The organism is Streptomyces sp. NPDC088354 (assembly GCF_044753585.1).
Lineage (GTDB): Bacteria > Actinomycetota > Actinomycetes > Streptomycetales > Streptomycetaceae > Actinacidiphila.
This window is the reverse complement of the sequence record NZ_JBIVNJ010000013.1, coordinates 64,007-76,705: the sequence shown is the minus strand read 5'-3', so window position 1 is coordinate 76,705 and position 12,699 is coordinate 64,007. Positions and strand designations below refer to the sequence as shown.

Annotated in this window: 11 protein-coding genes; 6 read left to right on the top strand and 5 right to left on the bottom strand. The window is 73.7% G+C overall.

Translation table 11 applies throughout. From position 1 onward, the window contains the following. Nucleotides 1–39 precede the first annotated feature (39 nt). The 4 genes from ACIP98_RS20635 to ACIP98_RS20620 all read right to left on the bottom strand — a co-directional run bounded on the left by ACIP98_RS20635 (nucleotide 40) and on the right by ACIP98_RS20620 (nucleotide 5,035). Nucleotides 40–1,359, bottom strand: a complete 1,320-nt coding sequence (locus ACIP98_RS20635) for an acyltransferase (RefSeq protein ID WP_401977207.1) — start codon at nucleotides 1,357–1,359, stop codon at nucleotides 40–42. Then, nucleotides 1,356–3,467, bottom strand: coding sequence for a bifunctional polysaccharide deacetylase/glycosyltransferase family 2 protein (locus tag ACIP98_RS20630; protein ID WP_319662510.1), 2,112 nt, complete (start codon nucleotides 3,465–3,467; stop codon nucleotides 1,356–1,358). The genes ACIP98_RS20635 and ACIP98_RS20630 overlap by 4 nt, the downstream gene beginning before the upstream one ends. Further along, entirely contained in the window at nucleotides 3,468–4,103 is a 636-nt protein-coding gene (locus tag ACIP98_RS20625; RefSeq protein ID WP_401977206.1) for a hypothetical protein, read from the bottom strand. Nucleotides 4,104–4,237: 134 nt separating this feature from the next. Continuing rightward, complete coding sequence (locus ACIP98_RS20620) at nucleotides 4,238–5,035, bottom strand: SDR family oxidoreductase (protein ID WP_401977205.1); 798 nt, start codon at nucleotides 5,033–5,035, stop codon at nucleotides 4,238–4,240. Here ACIP98_RS20620 and ACIP98_RS20615 point away from each other — a divergent pair. Beyond that, nucleotides 5,034–5,348: a 4a-hydroxytetrahydrobiopterin dehydratase gene (locus ACIP98_RS20615; RefSeq protein WP_319662507.1), complete on the top strand. Its 315-nt coding sequence runs from the start codon at nucleotides 5,034–5,036 to the stop codon at nucleotides 5,346–5,348. The two genes, ACIP98_RS20620 and ACIP98_RS20615, sit on opposite strands and share 2 nt — an antisense overlap. A gap of 494 nt (nucleotides 5,349–5,842) precedes the next feature. Here the strand turns inward: ACIP98_RS20615 and ACIP98_RS20610 are convergent, their stop codons facing one another. Continuing rightward, nucleotides 5,843–6,835: a Gfo/Idh/MocA family protein gene (locus ACIP98_RS20610; RefSeq protein WP_401977409.1), complete on the bottom strand. Its 993-nt coding sequence runs from the start codon at nucleotides 6,833–6,835 to the stop codon at nucleotides 5,843–5,845. A 148-nt stretch (nucleotides 6,836–6,983) separates the two neighbouring features. Here ACIP98_RS20610 and ACIP98_RS20605 point away from each other — a divergent pair, with 148 nt between their 5' ends. From ACIP98_RS20605 to ACIP98_RS20585, 5 genes are all read left to right on the top strand, one after another. Continuing rightward, nucleotides 6,984–8,276, top strand: coding sequence for a multidrug effflux MFS transporter (locus ACIP98_RS20605; RefSeq protein ID WP_401977407.1), 1,293 nt, complete (start codon nucleotides 6,984–6,986; stop codon nucleotides 8,274–8,276). Between the two features lie 38 nt (nucleotides 8,277–8,314). After that, nucleotides 8,315–8,512 (top strand): hypothetical protein, encoded by a 198-nt coding sequence (locus tag ACIP98_RS20600; protein WP_319662505.1) that lies wholly within the window; start codon nucleotides 8,315–8,317, stop codon nucleotides 8,510–8,512. After that, complete coding sequence (locus ACIP98_RS20595; protein ID WP_401977203.1) at nucleotides 8,478–9,584, top strand: serine hydrolase domain-containing protein; 1,107 nt, start codon at nucleotides 8,478–8,480, stop codon at nucleotides 9,582–9,584. Before ACIP98_RS20600 ends, ACIP98_RS20595 begins: the two co-directional genes overlap by 35 nt. 106 nt (nucleotides 9,585–9,690) lie before the next feature. Beyond that, nucleotides 9,691–11,829: a SpoIIE family protein phosphatase gene (locus ACIP98_RS20590; RefSeq protein WP_401977201.1), complete on the top strand. Its 2,139-nt coding sequence runs from the start codon at nucleotides 9,691–9,693 to the stop codon at nucleotides 11,827–11,829. 49 nt (nucleotides 11,830–11,878) lie between these two features. Continuing rightward, nucleotides 11,879–12,619 (top strand): CDP-alcohol phosphatidyltransferase family protein, encoded by a 741-nt coding sequence (locus ACIP98_RS20585; protein WP_401977199.1) that lies wholly within the window; start codon nucleotides 11,879–11,881, stop codon nucleotides 12,617–12,619. The last annotated feature ends 80 nt before the right edge of the window (nucleotides 12,620–12,699 follow it).

The following is a 12,699-nucleotide window of genomic DNA, read 5'->3' as shown; positions in this document are numbered from 1 at the left end:
TAGCGTACACAGGCTGTGCGCGATCAGCGCACGGAACCTTCACATGCGACGGCGGGCGCGTGCGCGGTCGCGGCGCCCTCCGCCGCCGGTCGGCCACGGGTGCGGTCTGCGCCGGGCGGCGACGTCCTCGGCCCAGCCGGTCAGCACGATGGCCGCGCCGATCAGCGGCCAGGCCATGACGAACTGGAACCAGGTGGCGTCCAGCGGCAGATGGGCCTCGAAGAAGGGCACGTCCCACATGCGGTCGATCAGCGGGACGCTGAGGAACAGCGCGACCTCGTGCCACAGGTAGACCGTCACCGCACGGGCGTTGAGCAGCCCCACCAATCCGTCCGCCACCGGGACGCGGCTCAGCCGACGCGGGCGGAAGCGGAGCAGCACCAGGACGAAGCCGACCGACCACAGCGCCTGCGCGAGCGGGATCTCGCCGAGGTCGAAGCCCTCGTCGGTGGGGTGTGTGAGGGCGAACCAGCCGCCCGCGGCCAGGCACAGCGCGGCCAGGCCCAGGACGGTACGGGCCCGCAGCGCGTCCAGCCGGCCGTCCCGGTGCGCGAAGCCGAGCAGCCAGCAGGCCGCGAAGGTCGCCAGGTCGACGGCCGGGGTGAGCGCTGGCTCGGTCAGCGGGAGCCTGTCGTACTGGGCCAGGACGACCAGCAGCCCGCACGCGGCCAGGCACGCCTTCGGCGCGGCACGGAAGGCCTTCAGCAGCCACGGGGAGAGCAGGACCAGCCACAGGTAGGTGCGGATGTACCACAGCGGGTCCGTCATCTGCTCGGCCCACGCGATACGCGGCGGATCCGCCAGCGGCAGGATCCACAGCAGCATCCGCGGCCAGGAGCGGATGTGCCAGCCGTGCACGAGCATCGCACCCACGACGACCGACGCGAAGAGCCAGTACGGCACGAGCAGCCGCCGTGCCCTGCTGCGCAGCACCGATCCCGCCGGCCGTTTGAGCGAGTGGGCCATCAGCGAGCCGGCGAGCGCGAACATCACGCCGATGGACGGGAAGGCGAAGGTCAGCCACGCCCAGTTGAAGGTGTGGAAGACCACCACCCGGACCAGGGCCAGCGCCCGGAGCAGGTCGAGGTAGCGGTCCCGGCCCCCGCCGCCTCCCGCGGACGGACCCGCCGCGGCGCCGGAGCCCGCGTCGGCCCGGGTCGGCGGCGCGACCGCGGCGTCCCGCTCCGGCGCGTCGACGGTGACGGTGGCGCCGTGGTCCGCCGCGACGCGGGCGCGCCGCCGCCCGCCCCCGGGGCCGGGCACCGGCACCGGCACCGGTCCCGTCGGGCGGACGCCGCGGGGGTCGTGGACGTGCATGGGGTCCTCCGGGAAGGGGTGGGCGGGCGGACGCACTGTCACCGCTGGGTCCCGGCGGCCACGGGCGGGGTGCCGACCTCGCCGGTGCGCCGCAGTTTGTGCCAGCCGAGCCGGCCGCCGTTGATCGCGGTGATGCAACTCTGCAGCAGCACCAGGTACATCAACTGCCGGTACAGGACCTGCTGGAGCGGCAGCGGCCACAGGTCCCGCAGCCGCTCGCCGTCGAGCCGGAACGCGTACGCGGCGCACGCGGCCTGCACACCCAGCACCGCGGCCCACGCGACCGCGGTGCGAAACGGATCCATGAACACCAGCCCGTACACCGCGAAGACGTCGATCAGCGGCGCCAGCAGCGGGGCGAGCACCTGGAAGAGCACCACCAGCGGCAGTCCGACCCGGCCGAACCGGCCCGAGTGCCCGCGGTCCAGCACCGCCCCGCGGTGTTTCCACATGGCCTGCATGGTGCCGTAGCTCCAGCGGTAGCGCTGCTTCCACAACTGCCGCACCGTGGAGGGGGCCTCGGTCCAGGCGCGGGCCCGCTCCGCGTAGACGACGTGCCAGCCGGCCCGGTGCAGGGCCATGGTGACGTCGGTGTCCTCGGCGAGGGTCTCGTCGCTCATGCCGCCCACGTCGCGCAGCGCGTCGCGCCGGAAGGCCCCGCAGGCGCCGGGGATGGTCGGCATGCAGCGCATCAGGTCGTACATGCGGCGGTCGAGGTTGAAGCCCATCACGTACTCGATGTGCTGCCAGCGGCCGATCATCCGGTTGCGGTTGCCGACCTTGGCGTTGCCGGCGACCGCGCCGACCCGGGGGTCGGCGAAGGGCTGGACGAGTTCGCGGACGGTGGCCGGCTCGAAGACCGTGTCGCCGTCCATCATCACGATCAGGTCGTGCCGGGCGTGCGCGACGCCGTTGTTGAGCGCGGCCGGCTTGCCGCCGTTGGGCTGCCGCACCACCGTGACGTCGGGCAGGCCCATGGCCTCCACGATGTCGGCGGTGCCGTCGCTCGACCCGTCGTCCACGACCACGATCTCGATCGGATGCTCCCCGGCCGCGAGCGAGTTGACCGTGTGGGCGATGCACTCCTTCTCGTTGTACGCCGGGACGATGACGCTGACCGGTTCGGTGACGGCCGGCCCCCAGCGGAAGCCGCGCCTGCGGCGCTGCCGGGCGTGCCGGCGGGCCAGCAGCAGCATCGCGGCGAACCGCGCCAGGACGAGCACGCCCACGGCGGCCAGCAGGACGGCGAGCGCCGGCACGGCCGCCTCGGACAGCTCGACGGCGGCCACGAAGATCCGTCCCTGCCACAACTCCGCCCCGCCGACCGGGTGGTTGGTGGAGCTGGCGCCGACCGCCTCGCCGACCGTCTCGAAGCGGTAGCCGCGCTCCTTGAGCAGCGGGATCAGCCGGTCCAGCGCCGCCACCGTCTGCGAGCGGTCGCCGCCCGCGTCGTGCATCAGCACGATCGCGCCCTTGCCCGGCTTCTTGGGCAGGGAGCCGTCGACGATCGCCTGGACGCCGGGCCGGCGCCAGTCCTCGGCGTCCTGGTCGATGAAAGCGGTGACGTAGCCCTTGCGGCCGACCTGCTGGACGACCGGCCACGACAGGTCGTCCAGGGCGTCGGCGGTAGAGGAGTACGGCGGGCGGAACAGCGAGCTGTGGATACCGGCCGCCCCCGCGAGCGCCAGCTGCGTCTGCGACAGCTCGCGGTCGACCCGGCCCGGGGACTGGTACACCAGGTCCGGGTGGGCGAAGGTGTGCACGCCGATCTCGTGCCCCTCGTGCACCATCCGGCGGATCAGGTCCGGGTGGCGGGCGGCGTTGCTGCCGGTGACGAAGAAGGTGGCGTGCACCTTCTGCCGCCGCAGCACGTCGAGCACCTCCGGCGTCCAGACCGGGTCCGGTCCGTCGTCGAAGGTGAGGGCGATGGTGTGGTCCGGCGTGCGGTAGGAGCGCGTGCGGTCGCCGGTGGAGTCCACCACCGGACCGCCGTCCAGCACCGCCTCGGGGACCTTGTCCGTGGCCACCGGCGGGTGCACCCGGTGGTCGGCCTCGAAGTCGCCGCGCACGTAGCCGCCGAGCAGCAGCACGCAGACGAGCACGACGAGGGCGAGGACGGGAATGACGAGCCGGGGCCGCAGGGGTATCACCTAGCCACCCTGCGGTTGCTGGTCGGAGCCGCCGGCGGGCGGTACCTCGGGGCCGGGCGCGGAGGAGCCGGAGGGCTGCGGCGACGACGAGGCCGACGGGCCGGCCGACTGGCTCACCGAGGCGCTGGGCGTCGGCGACGCCGCGGGCGGGGCGGTCCTGGTGGTGCGCGGTGTGGGCGAGGTGCTGGCTTTGGGGCCGGTGCCGCCGGTGCTGCCGGTGGCGCGGCCGGTGGGCGTGGTGCGCGGGCTGGAGGAGGCGCTCGCCCGCGGCCGGACGCCGCCGGACGGGGACGGAGCCGGGTCCGTCCCCGCCCGGAACAGCCCTGCCGGTGCCGGGGGAGCGGCCTGGTCGGCCGGTACGTCGATTTCTCCCGTCCCCGAGGAGCCGGCGTCGTCCGGCGCCGTGCTCGGTACTCCCGGCAGTGGCAACAGCGTCTTCGGCGCGATCGGCGTCGCGCCGGAGAGGCTGAGTACGAGGGCGGCCGTGTAGAGCGAGCAGGCGGCCCCGATCGCCCAGCCGGCCCTGCGGACCACACGGGCCCGTCGCCCGCTGGAGTCGACGAACACCGGGCCGGGCAGCGATATGAGCTCGGTCTCGGGATCGTCGATCCTGGCGCCGGCCTCCGGATCGTCCACGGGCGGTGGTTCTGACCATACGTCACGGTGGTGCTTGGAGAGCATGCCGCAACGTAACGCGACGCAAGCGGTCCTATGGGACGTATTTCGCACTTGACCGATTCCATAGGCGAATTGGTCGTTCTCTGCCAGGCTCAGCCGCGTCCGATGTACGGCATCGCCGACGCCATCACCGTCGCGAACTGCACGTTCGCCTCCGGCGGCAGAGATGCCATGTGCACGACCGTGCGCGCCACGTCGATCACGTCCATGCGCGGTTCGGGCACGAGGGTGCCGTTCGCCTGCAGGATTCCGTCCGCCATGCGTTCGGTCATGTCGGTCGCGGCGTTGCCGATGTCGATCTGACCGCAGGAGATCCGGTACGGGCGGCCGTCCAGCGACAGGGACCTGGTCAGTCCGGTCACGGCGTGCTTCGTGGCGGTGTACGCGATGCTCAGCGGACGCGGTACGTGTGCGGAAAGGGACCCGTTGTTGATGATCCGGCCGCCCTGCGGGTCCTGGGCCCGCATCGCGGCGAACGCGGCCCGCGCGCAGAGGAAGGCGCCATGCAGGTTGACATCCACGACCGCCCGCCAGTCGTCGTACGACAGCTCGTCCGGACCGACGGCGGGAGCGCCCCGCCCCGCGTTGTTGAAGAGCAGGTCCACCCGGCCCCAGCGCGCGGCGACGGCGCCGAACAACGCCTCCACGGCCTCCGGCCGGGTGACGTCCGTCGGGATGACGGCGGTCTCACCGGCCGCCGCCGCCGCGGTCTCCCGCAGCGCCTCCTGGCGCCGTCCCGCCAGCGCCACCGTCCAGCCGGCGGCCGACAGTTCGTGCGCCACCGCGCGCCCGATGCCCGAGCCGGCGCCGGTGACGACGGCGATCTTCCTGTCCACGGCCTTGTTCACGTCCATGGCCCCGCAGCGTAGGCGGTGCGACCATGACGACATGCCGCCCTACGCCGAACCCCTGTCGCACAAGGAGATCGAGGACCGCCTCGCCGAACTGCCGGGCTGGTCCCTGACCGACGACGGCGCGACCCTCCAGCGCACCTACCGGCTCCCGCATCTGCCGGGGGCGGTATTCGTGGTGCACATCGCGCAGATCCAGGACGAGGTCAATCACCACAGCGATCTGACGCTGCGTTACAACGCGGTCGACGTCTCCGTCACCACGCACGCGGCCGGCGGCCGGCTCACGGCCAAGGACTTCGACCTCGCCCGCCGCATCGAGGACATCGCCCCGGCGCACGGGGCCGCGTAGCGCTCTCCGACAGCGGCGGGCGGCGGGCGGGAGGCCGCCCTTCCCGGTCGCCGACGGCGATGGCGGCTCGCCCGTCCGGGCACGGTGCCGGCGATGTCCTCTTCGGGGCTGCGTCGTCCGGTCAGCGGCAGCGCGTGGCTCGCACGCCGGGCGCGGTGGTGAGGGGGTTTCGTTCCGGCGCCCCGGGGGGCTTCGGGTGGGCGTGGGCGGCGCGAGGGTGTGTCCCGTGCCTCGGTGCTGCTGCCGGACGGCGAGCAGGGCGTCCGGCCCGTGTGCGGACGTTCCCCCCGCGGCCGTTTCGCCTCGGGGTCCTCGGGCTGCGACGGGCGCCCGGCTCGGCGTGCGGGGAGTGCGGCCGCCTTCCCGCGGCCGGAGGCGCGGGGACGCGCGTCCCGCGCCCTGACGTCGCCGGCGACGTCGGTCGCAGCCCCGCCGGGGCGGCTGGGCGGCGGGCGGAAGACCTGCCGGACGGGGCCGCTCGGCGGCCCCGTCGCTCAGGCCTCGCCGGGGTAGCGGACGCCGATGCGGTCGCGGACCGTGTCGAGGGTCCGCATCACGGCGAGGCTGCCCTCCACGGGCACCAGCGGCGACTGGGTCTCGCCCGCCCGCAGGCAGCGCATGACCTCCATCGCCTCGTACTGCAGCCCGTGCAGGCGCCCGCCCGCCGGGGCGGCCGGCGGGCCGAAGACCTCCGGCTCGCTGCCCTCGCGGTGCAGCACGAAATGCTCGGGGTAGAAGAAGCCGCGCGGGAACTCGATCCGTCCGGTCGTGCCGGTCACCACCGCCGTGCGGGCCGTGTCGGCCGCCAGTGAGCAGCTCAGCACCGCCATCGCGCCGCTGTCGTAGCCGAGCACCATCCCGGTGGCGTCGTCGACGCCCTCGGGGGTGAGGTGCCCCCAGGCCTGGACCTCGTCCGGTTCGCCGAGCAGCAGGTGGGCGAAGGACACCGGGTAGACGCCCATGTCGAGCACGGCGCCGCCGGCCTGGGCCGGGTCGCGCAGCCGGTGGCCGGGCTCGAAGGGCCCGGCCAGGCCGAAGTCCGCGTGCACCGCGCGGACCTCGCCGATCGCCCCGTCCGCCACCAGCGCGGTGAGCCGGCGGATCACCGGGCTGCAGTACATCCACACCGCCTCCATCAGGAAGCGGCCGTGCCCGCGCGCGAGGTCGGCCAGCTCGCGCGCCTCCACCGCGTTCACGGTGAGCGGCTTCTCGCACAGCACCGCCCGCCCGGCCCGCAGGCACAGCCCCGCGGCGACGCGGTGCGCCGAGTGCGGGGTGGCGATGTACACCACGTCCACGTCCTCGTCGTCGGCGAGCGCGGTCCAGCTGCCGTACGCGCGGGGTACGTCGAAGCGGTCGGCGAAGGCGCGCGCCGCCCCGGTACTGCGCGAGCCGACGGCGACGAGCTCCGCGTCGTCCTTGAGCTCCCGCAGGTCGCTCGCGAACGCCGACGCGATGCCGCCGGTCGCGATGATGCCCCACCGGATCCTGCGCCCGGACCCGGCGGAGGTAGCACCGCCGGAACCGCCGCCGAAACCACCGACTGAATCACTCACGGATCTGCCCCCACCTGGTCTCACCCACCTTGTGATGGCTGAGAGCATAGAGAACGATTCACCGACCACGGAGACGCAGATGCCGGAAGCCGGCCCGATCCCGCCCGACCAGATATCCACACCGGAGGCGTCAACCCCGGTACGACGCGCCGCAGAGCGCCCAGGAGGCCGTACCGGACTGCTGGTGACGTTCGTGCTCGGCGGCCTCACCGCGCTTCCCGCGCTGTCGATGGACATGTATCTGCCGGCGCTGCCGCAGGTCACGGAGGCGCTGCGGAGCCCGGCCGTCACGGTGCAGCTGACCTTGACCGCGTGCCTGGCCGGACTGGCCCTCGGCCAGATGGTCGTCGGCCCGATGAGCGACCGCTGGGGGCGCCGTCGGCCGCTGCTGGCCGGCATGGTCCTGTACGTGCTGGCGACCGCCGTGTGCGCGTTCGCCCCGAGCGCCGGGCTGCTGATCGCGTTCCGGCTGCTCCAGGGGCTGACCGGCGCCGCTGGCATCGTCATCGCGCGGGCCGTGGTCCGTGACCTGTACGACGGGGTCGCCATGGCCCGCTTCTTCTCCACGCTGATGCTGATCTCCGGGGTGGCCCCGATCGTGGCCCCCCTCATCGGCGGCCAGGTGCTGCGGATCACCGACTGGCGGGGGGTCTTCGTCGTGCTCACCGTGGTCGGTGCGCTGCTGATCCTGCTGGTGTGGCGCTGTCTCCCGGAGACCCTGGACCCGGCCGACCGGCACCGCGGCGGCCTGGGGGAGACCCTGCACACGATGCGCGGGCTGCTGGCCGACCGGGTGTTCACCGGCTACATGCTCACCGCCGGCTTCACCTTCGCCGCCCTGTTCGCCTACGTCTCGGCCTCCTCCTTCGTGGTGCAGGAGATCTACGGGGCGTCCGCGCAGACCTACAGCCTGCTCTTCGGCGTCAACTCGGTCGGCCTGGTCGCGCTGGGCCAGGTCAACGGCAAGGTGCTGGTGGGGCGGGTGAGCATGGACAAGGTGGTCGCCGTGGGGCTGGTGGTGATCACGCTGGCCGCGCTTGCGCTGCTGGCGATGACCTCCGGCCTGTTCGGCAGGGCCGGGCTGCTGCCGGTGGCGGCGGGCCTGTTCGTACTGATGTCGGCGATGGGCCTGGTCATGCCCAACACCAACGCCCTGGCGCTGATGCGCACCCGGCACGCGGCCGGTTCCGCCTCCGCGCTGCTCGGCACGACCTCCTTCCTCGTGGGCGCCGTGGCCTCGCCGCTCGTGGGCGTCGCGGGCGAGGACTCGGCCGTGCCGATGGCCCTGGTGCAGCTGGGCAGCGTGCTGGCCGCGGCGGCCTGTTTCGTCGGGCTGTGCCGCCCCTGGCGGCGTACTGTGGATGCACGGTGATCCCTGCGATCATTGCCGTGCCGAGTCAGGAGGCAGTGATGACCGAGCCGATCGACGAGAGCAAGTGGGCCTGGAAGACCGCGGACAGTTGCCTGCACACCGGGTCCGAACACATGATCGATCCGGAGGACCTGGTCATGGCCTCCGGCCGCGAGCCGACCCCGGCCCGGCTCGAACAGGCCCGCAAGTTGCTGGAGGAGCATGGCCCCGCGGCTGTCGAGAGGTACCTGCCCTGACGCGGAGCTGCGCGCGGACGAGTTGAACCGGCTCGTCGGGGAGCTCACCCCCTTTCTGGAATCCTCGCCCGCCTCCGCGCACCCGTGGTGCGCAGGGGCCGTTGTCCTCGCCGGGCGGGGCGGTACCGTCGCCCTGCACGAGGCCGTGGGCTGGGCGGTGCGGTACCGCGGGTACGACGAGCGGGCCGACCGCGGTGTCGAACTGCCCCGCGGGCAATGGGTGCCGATGCGGCCCGACACGGTCTTCGACCTGGCGTCGCTGACCAAGCTGTTCACCGCCGTCGTCGCCGTGCGCCGGCTGGAGCCGGACCGCGAGGTGGCCGCCTACGTGCCGGAGTTCGCCGCCGCGGGCAAGCGGCGCATCACCGTGCGCCAACTGCTCGACCACACCTCCGGGCTCCGCCCCGAACTCCCCTTCCACGACCATGCCGACGCGCGGGACCGGGCCCGCCTGCTGTGGGAGGAGGAGCCGGTCGCCGCGCCGGGCGGCACGCGCATCTACTCCGACCTCAACCTCATCGCCCTCCAGCACGCCCTGGAACGCGAGACCGGGGAATCCGTCGACGCCCTGGTGCGCGAGGAGATCACCGGCCCCCTCGGCATGCACGACACCCGCTACAACCCGCCCGCCTCCTGGCTCCCCCGCATCGCTGCCACCGAGGACCAGCGCCGCCCCTGGGGCCGGCTGGACCGCGGCATGCTCCGCGGCTCCGTGCACGACGAGAACGCGTACGCCATGGGCGGCGTCGCCGGCCACGCGGGCCTGTTCTCCACGGCCTGGGACCTGGCCCTGCTGTGCCGCTCCCTGCTCGACGCCGGCGGCCCCCGTCCCGGCCACCGCGGCTATCCCGGGTTCGAGACCGACGCGGCATGGTTCATGGGGGCCCTCGCCGGGCGCGGCGCGGCCGGGCACACCGGATTCACCGGGACCAGCCTGGTGATCGACCCGGCGACCGACTCCTTCCTGGTGCTGCTCGCCAACTCCGTTCACCCCTGCCGCCTTTGGCGCGACGGGAGCGCCCCGCGGGCGGCCGTGGGGACCCGGTTCGCGCGTGCGCTCGGGGTCGTGTGAGCCCGGCGCCCGTGTGGTGCCGCCGACCTGGCAAAAGAGGAATATCGTCAGTAAGGGGGCGGTTCGATTGTTCGGGGGGTGAGGTCCGCAGCCGGAAGGGGAAAGCATGCGGAACCCCGCCGGAGTCGCCACGGACGCCGACGGCATGGGTGCCGTGGGTCCGGGCCCGGAGCTGATCGACCCCCCACTGCTCCAGGTGACGCGCGAGACGGGCGCGTCCATGGGGCTGCTCTACGTGCTGGACCCCGCCGACGAGACACTGCGCCTGACGACGCTCGTCGGCGGTCCGCAGTCGTTCGCCGGTCTGTGGGCCCGCATAGCCATGGCCTACCGCACCCCCGTCTCCGACGCGGTCCGCGACGACCGCCTGGTCTGGCTCGGCGGCCCCGAGGACACCGCACGGACCTACCCCCGGCTCGCCCTGGTGCTCCCCTACGATTTCGCGCTGGCCGCCGCCCCGATCACCTCCGGCGGCAGGTCCTGGGGCGGACTCGTGCTCTTCCTGCCCGGCGCCCGCGACCCGCAGCTGTCGCTGCGGGAGCGCAGCACCGTACGGGCCACCTGCCACCGCATCGGTGTGCTGCTGCGGGAGGCCGCCGACCAGGGGTGCCCGCTGCCCTGGGAGCGCGAGCCCAGGAAGCTCTCCCCGCTGCGGGCGCGCCTCCACGGGCCCGGTGAGGCGCTGGCGGCGGCCGGCCTCGCCGAACGGCTCCCGGAGGCGTCCTTCGCGCTGGACCTGGACGGGCGCTTCACCTTCGTCACCCGGGCCGCCGCCCGCCTGCTCGGGGCGGAGATCCCCGTACTCCTGGGCTCCCGGCCCTGGAACGCCCTGCCGTGGCTCGGCGACCCGCTCTTCGAGGACAGCTGCCGCGGCGCGCTGATCAGCCTGCGGCCGTCTTCCCTCACCACGCTGCGGCCGCCCGACCACTGGCTGTCCTTCGAGCTGTACCCGGACACCTCCGGCATCAGCGCCCGCGTCACCGCGGCGCCCGCTCCCGTGGACGCCGACACCCCGGCCGCGCGGCTGCCCGAGGCCGCCGCGAAGGATCGTGCCGTGGCGCTGTACCACCTGCTGCACCTGGCCGCGACGCTCACCGAGGCCGTGGGCGTGCAGGACGTCATCGACCAGGTCATGGAGCAGATGCTGGCCGTCTTCGGGGTGCAGGGCGTCTCCCTGCTGACCGCGGAGGGGGACCGGCTGCGGATCATCGGCTACCGCGGGTACACCGAGGAGCTCATGGCGGAGCTGGACATGTCCCCGCTGACCATGGGACATCCCGCCGTCCGGGTCATGCGGACCGGCGTCCCCGGCTTCTTCGCCACCGTCGCGGAACTGCGCCGCTTCTACCCGGCCGTCGAGGTCCGCGACACCAAGGCCGCCTGGGCGTTCCTGCCGCTGATCGCCTCCGGCCGCCCGGTCGGCACGATGGTGCTCGCCTACGACCGGCCGCACCCCTTCCCGCCGGGCGAACGCAGCGTCCTGACCTCCATCGCCGGCCTGATCGCGCAGGCGCTGGACCGCGCCCGGCTCTACGACGCCGAGCACGACCTCGCCATCACCCTGCAGGCGCGCCTGCTGCCCCGGGCCCTGCCCGAGATCCCCGGCCTGGACGTGGCCGCCCGCTACGTACCGGCCACTCAGGGCATCGACATCGGCGGCGACTTCTACGACGTCATCAGCCTGGGCGCGCAGATGACCGCCCTGACCATCGGCGACGTCCAGGGCCACAACGTCAACGCCGCCGCCCTGATGGGAGAGGTCCGCACCGCCGTCCGCGCCACCGCCGGGGCGTCCCCCAGCGAAGTCCTGGCCCGCTCCAACCGCCTCCTGGTCGACCTCGACCCCGGGCTGCTCACCAGCTGCGTCTACGCCCACCTCGACCTGGCCCGGAACCGCGCCCACCTGGCCACCGCGGGTCACCCGCCGGTGCTCCTGCGGCGTCCCGGCGGCGGCTCCGAGCTGCTGCGGGTGCCGCCGGGGCCGCTGCTCGGCGTCGACCGCGACGCGCGCTACCCGACGATCGAGATCCCGCTGCCGCCGGGCACGCTGCTCGTCCTGTACACCGACGGCTTGGTCGAGGCCCGCGGCGTCGACCTCGACGAGGCGACCGCAGCCCTCGCCGACCACGTCGACCGCGCCGGCGACCTCTCGCTGGACGAGCTCGCCGACGCCCTGGTCGGGCAGGCCCGCAGCTCCGCGCCCCGCAGCGACGACATCGCCCTGCTGCTCACCCGCGTGACCTGACATCCGGCCCCTGATCCGACCGGACCCTGACATGATGTGAAGCGCACGAATGACGCATGGCGTGGGGGGATACGTGACGCTGACGATGGCCGGGGCGCTGCGCGAGCTGCGCACCGCACAGAAGTCCGCCAAGGGCGTGTCGCTCTACTCGCGGTACGTCAACCGGCCGACCGGGCGGGTGCTCGCCGCGGGAGCCTACCGAGTGGGGCTGACGCCCAATCAGGTCACTCTGGTCAGCGCGGCGTTCAGCCTGGGCGCGGTGGCCGCGCTCGCCCTGGCCGGGCCGTCCTGGCCGCTGGCCGTCGCGGTCTGGCTGGGCCTGGTCGTCGGCTTCGCCTTCGACTCCGCGGACGGTCAACTGGCCCGCCTGCTGGGCCGGGGCAGCCCGGCGGGGGAGTGGCTGGACCACGTCGTGGACGCGGCCAAGATCACCGCGGTCCACTCCGCGGTGCTCGTCTCCTTCTACCGCTTCTTCGAACTGCCCTCCGCCGGCTGGCTGCTGGTTCCCCTGGGCTTCCAGCTCGCCGCGGTCCTGCTCTTCTGCGGGGGCCTGCTGGCGGACAAGCTGAAGCCCAAGGCGCCGCCCGCCTCCGGTGCGGCGGCCGCCGCGCCCGCGCCGTCCCGGCTGCGCGCGGTCGCTCTGCTCCCCGTCGACTACGGCGTCTTCTGCCTGCTCTTCCTCACCCTGGGCGCGCCACGGGTCTTCCTGGCCGCCTACACCGCGCTGTTCGCGGTGTACGCGCTCTACCTGGCCGCCTTCCTGGTGAAGTGGTTCCGCGAGCTGCGCTGAGGGCCGTTCCGCCGGAAAAGGCGGCGACCTCCGGCCGGTGCTCCGTTACCATCGGGGCATGATCGCGACTGCCTCGTCCC

Bases quoted from the DNA above. Each gene is read 5' to 3' on its own strand.
- ACIP98_RS20615 (WP_319662507.1), top strand. From the start codon at position 5,034: ATGCCGCCCTACGCCGAACCCCTGTCGCACAAGGAGATCGAGGACCGC.
- ACIP98_RS20620 (WP_401977205.1), bottom strand. From the start codon at position 5,035: ATGTCGTCATGGTCGCACCGCCTACGCTGCGGGGCCATGGACGTGAAC.
- ACIP98_RS20605 (WP_401977407.1), top strand. From the start codon at position 6,984: ATGCCGGAAGCCGGCCCGATCCCGCCCGACCAGATATCCACACCGGAG.
- ACIP98_RS20600 (WP_319662505.1), top strand. From the start codon at position 8,315: ATGACCGAGCCGATCGACGAGAGCAAGTGGGCCTGGAAGACCGCGGAC.
- ACIP98_RS20595 (WP_401977203.1), top strand. From the start codon at position 8,478: ATGGCCCCGCGGCTGTCGAGAGGTACCTGCCCTGACGCGGAGCTGCGC.
- ACIP98_RS20590 (WP_401977201.1), top strand. From the start codon at position 9,691: ATGCGGAACCCCGCCGGAGTCGCCACGGACGCCGACGGCATGGGTGCC.
- ACIP98_RS20585 (WP_401977199.1), top strand. From the start codon at position 11,879: ATGACGCATGGCGTGGGGGGATACGTGACGCTGACGATGGCCGGGGCG.